Source organism: Bordetella petrii, assembly GCF_020991325.1.
Lineage (GTDB): Bacteria > Pseudomonadota > Gammaproteobacteria > Burkholderiales > Burkholderiaceae_B > Bordetella_A > Bordetella_A petrii_E.
Genome location: NZ_JAJMLX010000086.1, coordinates 1 through 16,114, shown reverse-complemented (window position 1 = coordinate 16,114; position 16,114 = coordinate 1). Strand labels below are relative to the sequence as shown.

The 16,114-nt window shown below is 66.4% G+C and carries 15 protein-coding genes; 2 read left to right on the top strand and 13 right to left on the bottom strand.

Translation table 11 applies throughout. From position 1 onward, the window contains the following. The 10 genes from LPZ50_RS11010 to LPZ50_RS10965 form a co-directional block, all read right to left on the bottom strand. Nucleotides 1-590, bottom strand: a 590-nt coding sequence (locus LPZ50_RS11010; RefSeq protein WP_230661303.1) for a M55 family metallopeptidase, incomplete at its 3' end; no start/stop codon positions are given. A 42-nt stretch (nucleotides 591-632) separates the two neighbouring features. Next, on the bottom strand, nucleotides 633-1,712 hold the full coding sequence (locus LPZ50_RS11005; protein WP_230661301.1) for a P1 family peptidase: 1,080 nt from the start codon (nucleotides 1,710-1,712) through the stop codon (nucleotides 633-635). A gap of 6 nt (nucleotides 1,713-1,718) precedes the next feature. Continuing rightward, entirely contained in the window at nucleotides 1,719-2,618 is a 900-nt protein-coding gene (gene gsiD / locus LPZ50_RS11000) for a glutathione ABC transporter permease GsiD (protein ID WP_230661299.1), read from the bottom strand. Nucleotides 2,619-2,625: 7 nt separating this feature from the next. Further along, nucleotides 2,626-3,546, bottom strand: a complete 921-nt coding sequence (gsiC, locus tag LPZ50_RS10995) for a glutathione ABC transporter permease GsiC (RefSeq protein ID WP_230661297.1) — start codon at nucleotides 3,544-3,546, stop codon at nucleotides 2,626-2,628. An 80-nt stretch (nucleotides 3,547-3,626) separates the two neighbouring features. Next, nucleotides 3,627-5,192 carry a glutathione ABC transporter substrate-binding protein GsiB gene (gene gsiB, locus LPZ50_RS10990; RefSeq protein ID WP_230661295.1) on the bottom strand — a complete coding sequence of 522 codons (1,566 nt, stop codon included), beginning with the start codon at nucleotides 5,190-5,192 and terminating at the stop codon, nucleotides 3,627-3,629. A 38-nt stretch (nucleotides 5,193-5,230) separates the two neighbouring features. Then, nucleotides 5,231-7,105 (bottom strand): dipeptide ABC transporter ATP-binding protein, encoded by a 1,875-nt coding sequence (locus tag LPZ50_RS10985; protein ID WP_230661293.1) that lies wholly within the window; start codon nucleotides 7,103-7,105, stop codon nucleotides 5,231-5,233. 50 nt (nucleotides 7,106-7,155) lie between these two features. Continuing rightward, nucleotides 7,156-8,136 carry an isoaspartyl peptidase/L-asparaginase family protein gene (locus tag LPZ50_RS10980; RefSeq protein WP_230661291.1) on the bottom strand — a complete coding sequence of 327 codons (981 nt, stop codon included), beginning with the start codon at nucleotides 8,134-8,136 and terminating at the stop codon, nucleotides 7,156-7,158. Further along, a complete protein-coding gene (locus tag LPZ50_RS10975; RefSeq protein ID WP_230661289.1) occupies nucleotides 8,133-9,014 on the bottom strand; it encodes a MurR/RpiR family transcriptional regulator in 882 nt (293 codons plus the stop codon). The genes LPZ50_RS10980 and LPZ50_RS10975 overlap by 4 nt, the downstream gene beginning before the upstream one ends. Nucleotides 9,015-9,171: 157 nt before the next feature. Continuing rightward, nucleotides 9,172-10,311: a YbfB/YjiJ family MFS transporter gene (locus tag LPZ50_RS10970; RefSeq protein WP_230661287.1), complete on the bottom strand. Its 1,140-nt coding sequence runs from the start codon at nucleotides 10,309-10,311 to the stop codon at nucleotides 9,172-9,174. Then, nucleotides 10,308-11,183 carry a LysR substrate-binding domain-containing protein gene (locus LPZ50_RS10965; RefSeq protein ID WP_230661285.1) on the bottom strand — a complete coding sequence of 292 codons (876 nt, stop codon included), beginning with the start codon at nucleotides 11,181-11,183 and terminating at the stop codon, nucleotides 10,308-10,310. Before LPZ50_RS10965 ends, LPZ50_RS10970 begins: the two co-directional genes overlap by 4 nt. Nucleotides 11,184-11,265: 82 nt before the next feature. Between LPZ50_RS10965 and LPZ50_RS10960 the strand changes: the two genes are divergently transcribed. Next, complete coding sequence (locus tag LPZ50_RS10960) at nucleotides 11,266-12,330, top strand: NAD(P)H-dependent flavin oxidoreductase (RefSeq protein WP_230661283.1); 1,065 nt, start codon at nucleotides 11,266-11,268, stop codon at nucleotides 12,328-12,330. A gap of 53 nt (nucleotides 12,331-12,383) precedes the next feature. Here LPZ50_RS10960 and LPZ50_RS10955 read toward each other — a convergent pair whose 3' ends face one another. From LPZ50_RS10955 to LPZ50_RS10945, 3 genes are all read right to left on the bottom strand, one after another. After that, nucleotides 12,384-13,034, bottom strand: coding sequence for a CoA transferase subunit B (locus LPZ50_RS10955; protein WP_230661280.1), 651 nt, complete (start codon nucleotides 13,032-13,034; stop codon nucleotides 12,384-12,386). Nucleotides 13,035-13,046: 12 nt separating this feature from the next. After that, the gene (locus LPZ50_RS10950; protein WP_230661277.1) at nucleotides 13,047-13,745 is read right to left on the bottom strand and encodes a CoA transferase subunit A; all 699 of its coding nucleotides are present in this window, start codon (nucleotides 13,743-13,745) and stop codon (nucleotides 13,047-13,049) included. Nucleotides 13,746-13,815: 70 nt separating this feature from the next. After that, nucleotides 13,816-14,289, bottom strand: a complete 474-nt coding sequence (locus LPZ50_RS10945) for an acyl-CoA thioesterase (RefSeq protein ID WP_230661274.1) — start codon at nucleotides 14,287-14,289, stop codon at nucleotides 13,816-13,818. Nucleotides 14,290-14,401: 112 nt separating this feature from the next. Between LPZ50_RS10945 and LPZ50_RS10940 the strand changes: the two genes are divergently transcribed. Beyond that, on the top strand, nucleotides 14,402-16,048 hold the full coding sequence (locus LPZ50_RS10940) for an electron transfer flavoprotein-ubiquinone oxidoreductase (RefSeq protein WP_230661271.1): 1,647 nt from the start codon (nucleotides 14,402-14,404) through the stop codon (nucleotides 16,046-16,048). Nucleotides 16,049-16,114 lie beyond the last annotated feature (66 nt).

The window sequence follows — 16,114 nt, the reverse complement described above, 5'->3', positions numbered from 1 at the left end:
GCCGCAATGGCATCGCGGGCGGCCGCCGGCGACAGCGTGGCGCCGCTGCCCTGCCCGTGCGCCACCTTGGTCTGCACCCACTGCGCCTGGGGAAACAGGTGCCGGGTCTCGGCAATGAAGACATCGTCGCCGCTGGCCAGGATGACCGGCACGCCCAGCTCGCCGGCCAGCGCGCCGTACAGGCCGGCTTCGCCCAATTCGGTGCCGTTGATGAACACGCGCGCGAAGGCAAAGCTGTTGATGGTGTGGGCCAGGATGCCGCGCGCCTGCGAGCGGGCGTGGTAGCCGATCATGAAAACCGCGTCGCAGGCCTCTTCCAGGCCGCCCATCATGCCCAGGTAGCGCGGCTTGCCCAGCACCAGGCGGGCGCGTTCGTCCAGGGCGTCGGGCAGCAGGTTGCGGAAGCCGCCGTGCGAGTCGTTGACCAGCACTTCGTCGGCGCCGCCGGCGTAAGCCCCCTGGATGGCGGCATTGGCCTCGCCTGTCATCCAGGCGCGAGCACGCTCGTATTCGCCGTTGCCGGGGCGGACCTGCTCGGCGTGGAACACGCCCGCCACGCCTTCGATGTCGGTGGAAATCAGGATTTTCATGGGTTTGTCACCAGGATATGCCGCCCCCCGGGGGGCGGAGCACTAGAGTTCGGTGCGGGCCAGCCATTCGCGCCAGTGCGGCGCGGCTTCGCGGATGCAGGCGCGCCGGTGGCCGTCGCGCCCGGTAACGGATTCGGCATGCCACAAGGCCGCGACAATGGCTTGTTCGGTGGCCTCGGCGGCCGCCTCGAACAAGGGGTCGATACGGGTCTCGTGCAGCATGGCCACGGCGGGCATGCCGCGCTCGGCCAGGTGGGCGACCGTATAGGCCGTGGAAAACGCCAGCGCGATGTCGCCGCTGCCATGGCCGAACACCGAACCGGTGCGGGCCAGGCCGGCCCCGGCGCGCAGGGACACGCGGCGCAGCTGGCGCGCATCCAGCGGGGCGTCGGTGGCCACCAGCAGGATGATGGAACCCTGTTCCGGCTGCCGGGACTCGGCGGCCTGCTGGCGGTCCTGCAGGCTGGCCAGTTCACGGCCGAACGGCCGGCCGGCGATGGTCAGGCCGGGCAGGCGGCCGAAATTGGCCAGCACCAGCGCGCCCACGGTATGGCGCTGACCGGGTTGGATCTCGGCCACGCGCGAGGCCGAGCCTATGCCGCCCTTCAGCGAGAACGACGACATGCCGCGCCCCGCCCCCACCGACCCCTGCGCGAAGCGCGCGTCGGTGGCCGAAAGGGCCCGCGCATAGTGCGCTTCCTGCACGGCCAGGGCCTGGATATCGTTCAGGTAGCCGTCATTGCACTCGAACACCAGCGGGTTCACGGTGGGCCATTCGCGGCCTATGGCCGGGTTGGCCGCGATGGCCGCCCTTACCTGCGCATTGGCGACTGTGCCCACGCCGAAGGTGTTGGTCAGTGCGATGGGGGTTTCCAGCAGGCCCAGCTCCTGCACCTGGACCAGGCCGGTGCTTTTGCCGAAGCCGTTCAGCACGACGGCCGCGGCGGGCACCTTGTCGCGGTACACATCGCCCGCATGCGGGCGCACCACCGTGACGCCTGTCTGCAGCGCGCCTTCGGCCAGGGTGCAATGCCCCACCGTCACGCCGCGCACGTCGCTGATGGCGTCCAGCGGCCCCGCGGGCAGCACGCCGACGCGAGGAAGAATCGATTGGTTTTCCATCCAGGGCTACAGGCGGTCGATTTTGGGATCCAGGGCATCGCGCAAGGCGTCGCCCAGCAGGTTGAACGCCAGCACCGTGAAGAAAATGGCCAGGCTGGGGAACAACGCCACGTGCGGCGCGTTGACCATGTCGGCGCGCGCCTCGTTCAGCATGGCGCCCCATTCCGGCGTGGGCGGCTGCGCGCCCATGCCCAGGAACGACAGGCTGGCCGCCGTGATAATGGAGGTGCCCACGCGCATCGTGAAATACACCACGATGGACGAGATGGTGCCGGGCAGGATGTGGCGCATCAGGATCGTCCAGTCGGACGCGCCGATGCTCTTGGTGGCCTCGATGTAGGTGAGGTTTTTCAGGGCCAGCGTATTGCCGCGCACCAGGCGCGCGAACGCGGGTACGCTGAACACCGACACGGCCACCACCACGTTCGTCATGCTGCTGCCCAGCACCGCCACCACGCCCAGGGCCAGCAGAATGCCGGGAAAGGCGAACAGCACATCCGAGATGCGCATGGTGATGCGGTCCCACCAGCCTTCGTAGTAGCCGGCAAGCAGGCCCAGGGCGGTGCCGATCAGGCCGCCCAGCAGCACCGACAGGAAACCGGCGGACAACGAAATGCGCGCGCCCATCAGGATGCGGCTGAAGATGTCGCGGCCCAGCGGATCCACGCCGAACCAGTGGGCGGCCGACGGACCCGTATTGATCATGTCGTAGTCGAAGTAATTCTCGGCGTCGTACGGGCTGATCCAGGGCGCAAGGATGGCGACCAGCACCAGCAGCAGCACGAACACCAGGGCGCCCACGCCCACGTGCTGCTTGCGGAATTTGCGCCAGAACTCGCCCCACGGCGTGCGGACCTGGGTGGGAGCGGCGGTGGCGGTGTTGTTTGCGGCGGTGGTTTGCGTCATGGCCGCCTCACTTGTAGCGAATGGTGGGGTTGATATAGCCATAGAGCATGTCCACGACCAGATTGATCAGGATGAACTCCAGCGAGAACAGCAGCACCAGCGCCTGGATGACGGGGTAGTCGCGCATGTTCACCGAGTCGACCAGCAGCCGTCCCAGGCCGGGCCAGTTGAACACCGCCTCGACCACGATGGAGCCGCCCAGCAGGAAGCCGAACTGCAGGCCCATCATCGTTACCACGGGAATCAGGGCATTGCGCAGGCAGTGCTTGATGATGACCACTTTTTCACGCAGGCCCTTGGCACGGGCCGTGCGCACGAAATCTTCCTGGATCACTTCCACGAACGATGCGCGGGTGAAGCGCGCCATCACCGCGGCCACCGCCGCGCCCAGCGTGATGGACGGCAATATGTAGTGCTGCCAGCTGCTGGCGCCCACGGTGGGCAGCCAGCCCAGGTTCACCGAGAACACCTGCATCAGCAACATGCCCAGCGCGAAGGCCGGAAACGATATGCCCGAGACAGCCAGCGTCATCCCCAGGCGGTCGGGCCAGCGGTTGCGGAACACGGCCGAAAGAATGCCGATGGCCATGCCGAACACCACCGACCACACCATGCTGGCCAGGGTGAGCAGCAGCGTGGGCATGAACCGTTCGGCAATTTCCACGGACACCGGCCGGCGGGTGCGGATGGACGTGCCCAGGTCGCCCTGCACGATATTGGTGAAGAAGCGCACGAACTGTTCGGGCAGCGGCTTGTCCAGCCCCAGTTCCTTGCGCACCAGCTCGACGGTTTCAAGATCGGCGTCCTGCCCGGCGGCCAGGCGCGCCGGATCGCCGGGCAGCATGTGCACGAACAGGAATACCAGGACCGCCACGATCAGCAGGGTGGGCGCCAGGCCCATCAACCGCTTGAGGAAGTAATTCAGCATTTTGCAACCTGATCGGCCCTGCGCGCGCCGGCATGGGCCCGCGCGCGCAGTGGCCGTGTTTCGTCGTTAGGCCGACAGGCTTACTCGGAGATCGAGATTTCGCCGGAATTGATGTTGCCGTCGGGCATCACGTAGACACCGTCGAGCTTCTTGCTGCGGGCGTACAGCATGTTCTCGGTGACCAGGGCTGCCCACGGCGCGTCTTTCCAGATCTGTTCCTGGGCTTGCTGGTACAGCTTGGCCTTCTCGCCCTCGTCCACCGAACGCAGGGCCTTGGCGATGTTGCCGTCGACCAGGTCGTTCTTGTAGTACGCGGTGTTGTTCAGCTTGGGCGGGAAGGACTCCGACGCCAGCAGCGGACGCAGGGCCCAGTCGGCTTCGCCGGTGGAAGCCGACCAGCCCGCGTAGTACATGCGCACCGGGGCGGTGGCAGGATCCGGCGCGGACTGGACCATTTCGGTGCGCTGGCCCACTTCCAGGGCTTGCACCTGCACTTTCACGCCGACCTGGCGCAGTTGCTGTTGCAGGAACTGCAGCACCTTCTGGGTGGTGCTGTTGCTGTAGCCGCCCCACAGCACCGATTCGAACCCGTTGGGGTAGCCGGCCTCGGCCAGCAGTTCTTTGGCTTTCTTGGGGTCGTACGGCCACGGATCCATCTTGTACGCGTACTTCACGCCCTGCGGCACGATGCCCTGGGCGGGGAAGGCGTAGCCGGCGAATGCCACCTTGGCCAGCGCTTCGCGGTTGATGGCGTAGTTGATGGCCTGGCGCACTTTCACGTTGTCGAACGGTTTGTGCTGCACGTTGAAGCTGATATAGCGCGTGATGATGGAATCGCCCGTCAGCACGTCCAGCTTGTCGCTTTTCTTCAGCAGCGCGGCCTGTTCATAGGGCAGCGTGTAGGCGAAATCGGCCTCGCCCGTTTGCAGCATGGCGGCGCGGGTGCTGTTTTCCAGCACGGGCTTCCAGGTAATGGTGTCGACCTTGGGATAGCCCTTCTTCCAGTAGCCGTCGAACTTCTTGCCCTTGACGTAGTCGGTCTGCTTCCAGCTGTCGAAGACGAAGGGGCCGGTGCCCACCGGGTGGAAGGCGATGTCCTTGCTACCGTACTTCTTCAGGGCGGCGGGCGAGATCATGGCCGCCGAAGCATGCGCCAGCGAGTTGATGAAAGGCGCGAACGGCTCTTTCAGCGTGATGCGCACCGTGTACGGGTCGACTACTTCCACCTTGTCCACGCGGTTGAACTGGTTGAACCGGGCCAGGCTGTTGTTGCGGTCCAGCACGCGTTCCAGGGTGACCTTGACGGCGTCGGCGTTGAAATCGGTGCCGTCGTGGAACTTCACGCCCTGGCGCAGCTTGAAGGTGTACACCAGGCCGTCTGGCGATACTTCGTAGCTTTCGGCCAGCACCGGCTTGATCTTCAGGTCTTTGTCGAATTCGAACAAGCCTTCGTAGAACGACTTGGTCACCGCCGTGGTCAGGGTGGTGTTGGTGTTGTAGGGGTCGAGCGTCTCGGCCTGCGAACTCAGGGCCAGCACGACATCCTTGGCCGCGAACGCGGCGCTGCCGCAAGTCAGGGCCGACAGCGCTAGCAGGCTGGCCGCCAGAGTTTTCCTCTGGAACAGCGAATCAACACGTTTATTCATGGACAGGCTCCTTGGGGGTGTACAGACGGCTTGCTGTATCAATAGGCACCGGCAATGCGATGCCGGGCAACAAAATGCCGCGGCGCGACTTGCACCAACGGTTGGACCACCGGTTCATCGCCGACGGCCCGAATGGGGCTGGGAATCTCATCCGACAACAGTTCGCGCTTCAGGTGGCGGCGCGCCGGGTCGGCGATGGGCACCGCCGAGATCAGCTTGCGCGTGTAGGGATGCTGGGGGTTCTCGAAAATGGCGCGGCGCGGGCCGATTTCCACGATCTGCCCCAAGTACATCACGGCCACGCGGTGGCTGACGCGTTCGACCACCGCCATGTCATGCGAAATGAACAGGAACGCCACGCCCAGGTCGCGTTGCAGGTCCAGCATCAGGTTGACGATCTGCGCCTGGATGGACACATCGAGCGCCGACACGGACTCGTCGGCCACCACCACCTTGGGGTTCAGGGCCAGGGCGCGCGCGATGGCGATGCGCTGGCGCTGGCCGCCGGAGAACTCGTGCGGATAGCGGCTGGCATGCTCGGCCGGCAGGCCGACTTTTTCCAGCAACCAGGCCACGCGCTGGCGCGCCGCCTCGCCCTTGGCGATACCGTGCACCAGCAGCGGCTCCATGATCGAGAAACCCACCGTGACGCGCGGGTCCAGCGAGGCGAACGGATCCTGGAAAATGAACTGGATATTGCGGCGCAGGCCCTGCAACGTGCTAGGCGGCAGGTCGCGGATGTTCTGGCCGCCGAACTCGATGGCGCCGCTCTGGCTTTCCACCAGGCGCAGCAGCGAGCGGCCCGTGGTGGACTTGCCGCAACCCGATTCGCCCACCAAGGCCAGGGTCTCGCCCGGGTAGAGATCGAAACTGACTTTTTCTACCGCATGCACCCGGCGCTTGACCCGGCCGAACAGGCCGCTGGGCACATCGAAGCGCGTGATCAGGTCTTTGACGCGCAGGATGGGCTGCGCGTCTTCGCGCAGCGTATCGTGCGGCGCGATGGCGGGAGCTTCATGCTGGGTATCGACCCGCAGCAAGGGGAATTTGGCCGGCAGGTCGGTGCCTTCCATGGCGCCCAGGCGCGGCACGGCCGACAGCAGCGCGCGGGTATACGAATGCCGGGGCTCGTGGAACACCGCGTCCGACCCGCCTTCTTCGACCTTGTCGCCGCGGTACATCACCAGCACGCGGTCGGCCACTTCGGCCACCACGCCCATGTCGTGCGTGATGAAGATCACGCCCATGTCCATTTCTTCCTGCAACTGGCGAATCAACTGCAGGATCTGCGCCTGGATGGTCACGTCCAGCGCGGTGGTGGGTTCGTCGGCGATCAGCAACTGCGGCTTGCACGACAGGGCCATGGCAATCATGACGCGCTGGCGCATGCCGCCCGACAACTGGTGCGGATAGCGGTCCAGCACCTGGCGCGCTTCGGGTATGCGCACCCGTTCCAGCATGCGCAGCGCCTCGGCGCGCGCGCTGGCCTTGTCTTTGCCCTGGTGCACCCGGATCGACTCGGCGATCTGGTCGCCCGCCGTGAACACCGGGTTCAGCGACGTCATGGGTTCCTGGAAGATCATGGCCACATCGGCGCCACGGATGCCGCGCATGATGGAACCCGGCGCGCGCGCCAGGTCGACCACGCTGCCCGCGCGCCGGCGCAGCAACATGCTGCCCCCGATGATCTTGCCGCCGCCATGCTCCACCAGGCGCATCAGCGCCAGCGACGTGACCGACTTGCCCGACCCGGACTCGCCCACGATGGCCAGTGTCTCGCCACGATCGACGTGGAACGACAGATTGCGCACCGCGTCCACCGTGCGTTCCGACGTCGAGAAACGCACACTCAGGTCGCTGACCTGAACCACGCGATTGTCAGGCAGCGCCAGGCTGCTTGCGCGATCAACCATAATTCTTCATCCCCTGCGGGCTGCCTTGCGGCAGCGGAATTGCCCGGCGGTCACTGATAAATGGCGGCCGCCGGAGGCTCGCCCACGCGGGCATAGCCTCGATACATGCCTTCCGTATTGAACGGCAGGACCACATTGCCTTGCGTGTCGACGGCGATCAGGCCGCCCTTGCCCTGGATTGCGGGCAAGGTGTCGAACACCACGCGATCGGCGGCCGCCTGCAGCGTGGCGCCGCCATATTCCATTTGCGCCGCCACGTCGTAGGCCGCCACCGCGCGGATGAACATCTCGCCCGTACCCGTAGTGGACACGGCGCAACTGCGGTTGCTGGCGTAGCAGCCGGCGCCGATCAACGGCGCATCGCCGACCCGGCCCACCTGTTTGTTGGTGATGCCGCCCGTGGACGTGGCCGCGGCCACGTTGCCTTGCGCGTCCACGGCCACGGCGCCGACGGTGCCGAATTTTTTGTCGGCATCCAGCGGATCGGCAGGCGCCGGCTGGCCGCGCGCCACCAATGCCTGTCCGTCGTGATCCAGGACCGCCGCCTCGGGGTTCTCGCGCTGCACGCGCAGCAATTGCTCGCGGCGCGCCTCGGTCGAGAAGTACGACGGGTCTACCAGTTCCAGCCCCTGCTCGCGGGCGAACGCTTCGGCGCCCTCGCCCACAAAGAACACGTGCTTGCTGTGCTCCATGACATTGCGGGCCGCCAGCACCGGATTGCGCACCTGGCTGACGTTGGCGATGGCACCGCAACGCAGCGTGGCGCCGTCCATGATGGACGCGTCCAGTTCATGCGTGCCCGCGCTGGTGAATACGGCGCCATGGCCGGCGTTGAACAGCGGACAGTCTTCCAGCAGGCGCACGGCCTCGGTCACGGCGTCCAGCGCGCTGCCGCCGCCAGCCAGCACGGCCTGGCCGGCGGCCAGAATGCCATTCAGGGCCGCCAGGTATTCCTGCTCTTTTTCGGGCGACATCGCGGCGCGCGACATTGCCCCCGCCCCGCCGTGAATCGCGATTACCGGCTGAATCATCTCTTTCCTGCTCCTGCACCATGAAATAGCCACGGCATGACGGATTGCGTCACGCCCGCCGCGGCCTGGATTGAATTCTTGGCCCGGTGGGCCACCGCGGCCGCCAAGCCTTCCACCAGCCCCAGGGCCGCGGTTTCCGAATTGGCGGACAGTTGCCGCGCGCTGTGCGCATACAGCGCCACCGTGGCCAGCGGGGCCAGCGGCGAAGTGGGTTTGTCGGTAAGCACCAGCACCGGCACCCCGGACTGCTGCGCGGCACGGCCCAGCGTGACGGTATCGGCCAGGTAGCGCGGGAAGCCGATGGCGATGATCAGGTCGCGCTCGGTCATGCGGGCCAGTTGGCGCGCCGCATGCGACACGCCGCCGGGCCCGGCCAGTGATTCGCAGGCATATAGATGCATGCACAGGCCGCGCTGCAGCAGGCCGGCCAGGAAGCCGCTGGCGCCGAAGCCGATGATGAAGACACGCTCGGCGCCCAGCACGATATCGACCGCGCGTTCGCAGGCATCGGCATCCAGGCCCTGCAGCGTGCGCTGGGCATTGCGGATGTCTTCTTCCAGCGTGGCCGCCATCACCTGGGCCGCCGTGGCGGAATGGGCCAGCTCGACACGCAGCTTTTCCACGGGCTCGAGCGCCGCCTCGAAGCCGCGCGCTAGTTCGGCACGGAACTGCGGATAGCCGGGAAGGTCGAGCGCCCGGGCGAAGCGGTTGGCCGATGCCACCGATACGCCCACCGCGGCCGCGAACTCGTCGATCGTCATGGTGGCCACGCGGAACTGGTGGGCCAGCACGTATTCGGCCATGCGATGCTGGGCGCGGCTGAAAGCGGGCTGGGCGCGGGCAATGCGGGCGGCGACAGACTGAGGGGCCTGGGACATGGGTAGTGTGGCTGCGGCGGGCCGGGCGCAGCCGGCTGATGTAAATATGTTTACATCAGAATTTTAGAGAAGAAAATTTACTTTCATACTCCGGGATTACCCTTGACTTGCCGCCAGCCCATGCGCGGCCTGTGCGCCCGGCACACCACGCCGGCCGTTACAGACGCTGCGCGATCAGGGCGGAAAACGCCAGTGCCGCGCAAGCCGCCAGCAACGAACCAGAAAACCCCAGGCCCTGCGCACGCAGCCCTTCCGCCAGGACGGGCCCGGCGATTTGCCCGATACCGTAGACCAGCGTCATGGTGGCCAGCAGATTGGCGCCCGTTTTACGCGCCACCCGCTGTGCGGCGGGCATGGCGATGGTGACCGTGCCCATGAATGTTCCACCCACCAGCAAGGCGCTGAGCAGATAACTGCCTGCCGACTGGGCCAGGGCCGGCAGCGCCACGCCCGCGGCCTGCACCACCAGGTTCAGTTGCAGGGCGCGGCGGGTGCCCAGCCGCTCATGGATGCGATGCCAGAGAAAACAGGACGGCACGGCGCCCAGGCCGAACACGGCCCAGACGTGCGCGGGGTTCAGGCCGGGCAAGGCGGCGCGCACCAGCACGGGAAGATACGTAGCCGTGATGATGTATCCCAGGCCGGCAAGGCCGTAGAGGATGACCAGCGGCCAGGCCGCCACCGCCGCGGGCGCCGGTCCGGCGGGCGTGGCGCTGGCCATGCGCGGCAAGGGCGGGCCGGCAAGCAGTCCGGGAACCGCCGCCAGGCCTGCCGCCAGGGCCACGATGCCCAGCACCAGCCACATGCCGGGGCTATGCAGGCCGGCGCGCGTGCCCAGTACCAGCAATTCCGCCGACAAGGCGATGCCGAACCCTACGCCCGCATACAGCAATGGCGCCCCGCGCGGCTGCGCCCGCTGTTCCAGCAGCCATAGCGAGGCGGCCACCATCGACAGCGCGCTGAATGCCCCGGCCAGGCCTCGCACCGCCACCACGGCCCAGGCGGGAAACGGCAGCGCCAGTATCGCCAGACAGACAGCCGTGCCGGCCATCGCCCCCAGGCACAGGTGGTGCGCGTGGTGCGCCCGCGCCCGCACGGCAAGCAGTGCGCCCAGCAGGTAGCCAGCATAGTTGGCCGAAGCCGCAAGGCTGCCAGTGGCCAGGCTCAGTACCCCCTCTTCGACCATATACGGAAAAACGGCGGTAAAGGCGAAGCGGCCGAACCCCATGCCCACGGCCAGGACCAGGGCAGCCTCGACGGCCGAGCGCCAATGGGGCGCGCGCCGGGCAGCAGTCATCGTGTTCCCTCGTCCAACTGGTTCAGCAATTGACGGAACGCCGGAACGTCGTAGCCTTCGCGCCAGACGAGCAGGGTGTCGGCATGCCCGGCCGGTAGCGTTTTCATCGCGGCGGACGTGCCCGCCAGCTTGAGCACGCTGGCGGGCAGCAGCGTGACGCAGCCGCCAGCGGCGACACTCGCGATCATGGCGTGGTATGACGCCAGTTCGCGCACCTTCCAGTCCATGGATCCGGCCACGCCCAGCAGGTCTTCGGCGATGCCGCGGTAGGTACAGCCTTGCGGGAACGCGGCCAGGCAGCGCGCGCGGACGTCGGCGGCGCGGCGTGCGCGCGCTTCGCTGGCGGGCAGCAACAGGCACAGGCTTTCGCGCCAGGCAGGCACACATGCCAAACCCAGCTCATACAGCGTGGCCGCCCCCTCGAACGAGGGCGGCAGCGCGACGAACGCGCAGTCGATGCGTTCGGTGCGCACTTGTTCCAGCAGCGGACGCGACGGGCCGGTGCTGAGCTCCAGGCGCGTGGCGGGATGGCGCGCGTGGTAGCCGGCCAGCAAGGCCGGCAGGCGGCTGGCGGCGGTGCTTTCCATGGCGCCAATGCGCAGCGTGCCGCCATCGCGTCCGCCGGTGACCACGTGGCGGGCCTCGTCTTCCAGCGCCAGCAGGCGGCGCGCGTAGTCCAGGAAGCGCTCGCCCGCGGCGGACAGCGCCAGGCGCTTGCCGGAACGCACGAACAGGTCGGCGCCGATATCGGCTTCCAGTTGCTGGATGCGCGTGCTTACATTGGAAGCCGCGCGTCCCAGGCGGGCGGCCGCGTGGGTAATGCTGAGTTCAGCCGCCACCGAACTGAAGATTTTCAAGGATTCGGAATCCATGATGTTCTCAATTTAAGAATTGAATTATTATAATATTCTCAAATAAAGAATAAATCATGCCCCCTTTAATAAAGGAAGCACCATGAGCGCATCGCAACAGTTCCTGGCCCGGCTGGGCCTGCGGCATCCCATCATCCAGGCGCCCATGGCCGGCGTATCCACGCCCAGCCTGGCGGCCGCGGTATCCAATACCGGCGGACTGGGTTCGCTGGGCCTGGGCGCAAGCACGGTGGCCCAGGCCAGGCAGGCCATCGAGGCAACCCAGGCCCTGACCGCGAAGCCCTTCAACGTCAACGTGTTCTGCCACGCTCCGGCCCGGCGCGATGCCGCGCGCGAAGCCGCCTGGCTGGCCCACCTGGCCCCGCTGTACGCCGAGGCGGGCGCCACGCCCCCGACTAACCTGCATGAAATCTACAAGTCTTTCGTCGGCGACGGCGAGGCCCTCGAATTGCTGCTCGAACTGCGGCCCGCCGTGGCAAGCTTCCACTTCGGCTTGCCGGCCGCCTCCCATCTGCGGGCATTGCGCCAGGCGGGCATTTACACCATGGCCACCGCCACCAACCTGGACGAGGCCTACCGCATCGAGCAGGCCGGCATCGACGCCATCGTGGCGCAGGGAATAGAAGCCGGCGGCCACCGCGGCATGTTCGACCCCGCCGCGGTCGACGAACGCCTCAGTACCACCGTGCTGGTGCGCCTGCTGGCGCGGAACACCGACCTGCCGGTGATCGCCGCCGGGGGCATCATGGATGGGCAAGGCATCAAGGCCGCGCTGGACCTGGGGGCCGCGGCCGCGCAATTGGGCACGGCATTCGTACTGTGCCCGGAATCGTCCGCCAATGATGCCTACCGCGCCAACTTGAAGAGCGAGCGCGCCGCCACCACCCTCTTGACCAGCGTGCTGTCGGGCCGGCCGGCGCGCGGCATGGTCAACCGCCTGATCGCCGCCGGCGAGGCCGCCGGCAGCCCGCCACCCGCCGATTATCCCGTTGCGTATGACGCCGCCAAGCAGTTGAACGCGGCCGCGGCCAGGCACGGCAACCACGAATTTGCCGCGCAGTGGGCCGGCCAGGGCGCGCCGCTGGCGCGCGAATTGCCAGCGGCCGGGCTGATGGCGGCCCTGGCAGGCGAATTGTCCGAAGCCTGAAACGAAAAACCCTGCCGAAGCAGGGTTTTAGCCAAGCGGGACCGCGCCTGGGTTTACACGCCAGACACATCCAGGCGGGCCTGCGTCTTGGCCTGGATTTCATCCACTGTCACGCCGGGCGCCAGTTCCAGCAGCTTCAGGCCGCTTTCACCCACTTCCATCACGCCCAGGTCGGTGATGATCAGGTTGACCACGCCCACGCCCGTCAGGGGCAGCGTGCATTCGGGCAACAGCTTGATGTCCTCGGTGCCGTCCTTCTTCTTGGCCACGTGCTCCATCAGCACCACCACCTTGCCCACACCGGCCACCAGATCCATGGCGCCGCCCATGCCCTTGACCATCTTGCCGGGAATCATCCAGTTGGCCAGGTCGCCTTTTTCGGACACCTGCATGGCGCCCAGGATGGCCAGGTTGATCTTGCCGCCGCGGATCATCGCGAAGGAATCGGCCGAGGAAAAGATGGACGAGCCCGGCAGCGTGGTAACCGTTTGCTTGCCGGCATTGATCAGGTCGGCATCGACCTCGTCTTCGGTGGGAAACGGGCCGATGCCCAGCAGGCCGTTCTCGGATTGCAGCCAGACCTCGACGCCCTTGGGCACGTGGTTGGCAACCAGCGTGGGCAGGCCGATGCCCAGGTTTACATAAAAGCCGTCTTGCAGCTCGCGCGCGGCGCGAGCCGCCATTTCATCGCGGGACCATGCCATGTCGTGTTCTCCTTAGGCCGGGCGGGTGGTGCGTTGTTCGATGCGCTTCTCGGGCTGGGCGTTCAGCACGATGCGGTGCACATAGATGCCGGGCAGATGGATCTGGTCGGGGTCCAGCGTGCCGGTATCGACGATCTGCTCCACTTCCACCACGGTGATCTTGCCGGCCATGGCCACGTTGGGGTTGAAATTGCGGGCCGTCTTGCGGAACACCAGGTTGCCGCTGCGGTCGGCGATATGCGCCTTCACCAACGATACGTCGGGCGTCAGGGAACGTTCCATGACGTACTGCTGGCCATCGAATTCACGCAGTTCCTTGCCGTCGGCCACCATGGTGCCCACGCCGGTGCGGGTGAAGAACGCCGGAATGCCGGCGCCGCCCGCGCGCAGCTTTTCGGCCAGCGTGCCTTGCGGCGTGAATTCCAGTTCCAGTTCGCCCGACAGGTACTGGCGTTCGAATTCCTTGTTCTCCCCCACGTACGAGGCGATCATTTTGCGAACCTGGCGCGTATTCAGCAATTGGCCCAGGCCAAAGCCGTCCACCCCGGCGTTGTTGCTGACGCAGGTAAGGTTGTTGACGCCAGAATCGCGCAGCGCCGCGATCAGCGCTTCAGGAATGCCGCACAGGCCGAAACCGCCCACGGCGATCATCTGGCCGTTCTCGACGATGCCTGCCAGCGCCTCGGCGGCGCTTGCATACACTTTGTCCATTTCTCCAGCTCCTAGTGAAGTTCGAAATTGAAAAGGCGCGGCTGCAAGGGGTGGCGCGCCCTGTCGCGATCTAGTTTTGGCCGATTTTAACGGCTTGCGCGGCAGGCGCGCATTGTGTGCCCAGGCATTGCAGCACTTCGGGCGGCCACGGCGTCGAACGGTTGGTCGTGTAATCCATCCACACCAGCACGGTGCGGCCGCGCGCGTAGGGTCCGGAGTCGTCGCCCACCTTGTCCAGCAGCAGGTCGGTTTCCAGGCTGGAACGCCCGATGCGGGTGACCCGGTGCGTAACCCGCACGGTACATGGATAGGTGAACGCGCGCAGGAAGTCGCATGAGGCGTGGGCCAGGATGAACCCCTGGCCCGGCGGCGGCGACCAGTCCCCGCCTCGCAGCATCTGTAGACGGGCTTCTTCCATCATGCGGAAATAGACCGTGTTGTTCATGTGCTGGAAGACATCGGAATCGCCCCAGCGCATCGGCACGTCGGCCTGGTGCCAATCGCCGACTTCAAGGTTTCGGGCGGGTTGTTGGTCCCGGATCAATGGGAGCTCCTGTGGGTGAATCGGTGCGCCGGGGCATCGGCCGGCCGGCTGCAATACAATCGCCGATAATACTTCCTTGCATGACCAAAGGCACATAGAGGGGATTGCTGTAATGTCTGAACGCGAGTCAATGGAATATGACGTGGTGGTCGTGGGCGGCGGACCTGCCGGCCTGGCCGCCGCGCTGCGCCTGAAACAGCTGGCCACCGAACAAGAACGCGAACTGAGCGTATGCGTGCTGGAAAAAGGCGCCGAACTCGGCGCGCACATTCTTTCCGGCGCCGTCATGGACCCGCTGGCCCTGACCGAGCTGATCCCCGACTGGAAAGAAAAAGGCGCCCCCCTGAACGTGCCGGTCACCCAGGACCAGTTCCTGTTCCTGACCCGCAGCGGCTCGCGCAGCACGCCCAACTGGATGCTGCCGGCCTGTTTCCAGAACCACGGCAATTACATCGTGCGCCTGGGTGACGTCGTGAAGTGGCTGGGCGAACAGGCCGAAGCGGCCGGCGTCGAGATCTTCCCCGGCTTCGCGGCCGCCGAAGTGCTGTATACCGAAGACGGCGCGGTGCGCGGCGTCGCCACGGGCGACATGGGCGTCGCGCGCGACGGCTCGCACACCGATCATTACCAGCCCGGCATGGAACTGCTGGCCCGCTACACCATCTTCGCCGAAGGCTCGCGCGGCCAATTGGGCCGCCAGCTCATCGAGCGCTACAAGCTCGACGACGGCCGCGACCCCCAGGCCTACGGCATCGGCCTGAAAGAAATGTGGGAAGTCGATCCCGCGCAATCCAAGCCCGGCCTGGTGGTGCACACCGCCGGCTGGCCGCTGGACGCCGACACCTACGGCGGCTCGTTCCTGTACCACCTGGACAACAACCTGGTGGCCGTGGGCATGGTGGTGGGCCTGGACTACGCCAACCCCTGGCTGTCGCCGTTCGATGAATTCCAGCGTTACAAAACCCACCCGGCGATCCGCCCCACCTTCGAAGGCGGCAAGCGCATTGCCTATGGCGCGCGCGCCATTACCGCCGGCGGCCTGCTGTCGCTGCCCAAGCTCACCTTCCCCGGCGGCGCGCTGGTGGGCTGCGAGGCCGGCTTCCTGAACGCCTCGCGTATCAAGGGCAGCCATGCCGCCATCAAGACCGGCATGCTGGCCGCCGAGGCCGCCTTCGAAGCCGTCGCCGCCGACCGCAGCCACGACGAACTCCCGGCCTATCCCGCAGCCTTCCAGGCGTCCTGGCTGCACACGGAACTGAACAAGGCGCGCAATTTCAAGCAGTGGTTCAAGAAGGGCCGCACCATCGCCACCCTGATGACCGGCATCGAACAACTGGTACTGAAGGGCAACATTCCCTGGACCCTGCATCGCACCAAGCCCGACCACGCCTGCCTGCAGCCCGCGTCGGAATGCGCCCGCATCGACTACCCCAAGCCGGACGGCAAGCTCACGTTCGACAAGCTAAGTTCGGTATTCATCTCGAACACCAACCACGACGAAAACGAACCCGTCCACCTTACCCTGAAAGACCCCACTGTGCCGGTGGCGGTGAATCTGGCCAAGTACGGCGGCCCCGAATCGCGCTACTGTCCGGCCGGCGTGTACGAGTTCGTCAAAGACGACCACGGCGACGACCGCCTGCAGATCAACGCGCAGAACTGCGTGCACTGCAAAACCTGCGACATCAAAGACCCCACGCAGAACATCGTGTGGGTGGCGCCGCAAGGCGGCGAAGGCCCCGTCTACAGCGGCATGTAGCCGCCATGGCCGGGCAGCGCGTACTGCTGGCGGGCTGCGGCGACCTGGGCACCCGCCTGGCGCGCT